This window comes from Mesorhizobium helmanticense (assembly GCF_003034915.1).
Classification (GTDB): domain Bacteria; phylum Pseudomonadota; class Alphaproteobacteria; order Rhizobiales; family Rhizobiaceae; genus Mesorhizobium; species Mesorhizobium helmanticense.
The window spans coordinates 1-475 of sequence record NZ_PZJX01000122.1 but is presented as its reverse complement, the minus strand read 5'-3'; the positions used below and the strand labels follow the sequence as shown (position 1 = coordinate 475).

Sequence of the window (475 nt, the reverse complement as noted above, 5' to 3'; positions counted from 1 at the left end):
TGGCTCGAAGGCCCTCATCTGGCTCGGCGAGAGCAATGGTGTCACCCAGTCCTTCATCGACAAGGTAACGCCTCTTCTCAACAATCCGAAGGTTTTTGGATTTTTTCTGACTGACGAGCCCGATCCCACCGGCAAATACCACACCGAAGTGAGCGCTGCCAATCTGAAGGCGGAATCCGACTGGATCCATTCCCATTTTCCCGGCGCCAAGACCTTCATCACCCTGATGGACATGGGGTCGTACACAGATTCCAATTACAACAACACCTACAATCCCGCCAACACCGGCATCGACTATTACGGCATCAATCCCTATCCGGTGCGCACCACCGCGGTGGACTTCAACTACATCGACAGAGCCGTGGCCGCGGCTCTGGAGGCAGGCATCCCGCAGAGCGCGATCATTCCGGTCTATCAGACGTTTGGCGGCGGCGGCTGGGCGACCAATACGGGCGGCTCCTATGTCATGCCCACC

1 pseudogene is annotated in these 475 nt (G+C 57.5%); it reads left to right on the top strand.

The window, feature by feature from the left end:
- Window positions 1-475, top strand: a pseudogene (locus tag C9427_RS33595) (purine-nucleoside phosphorylase); the annotation flags it as partial.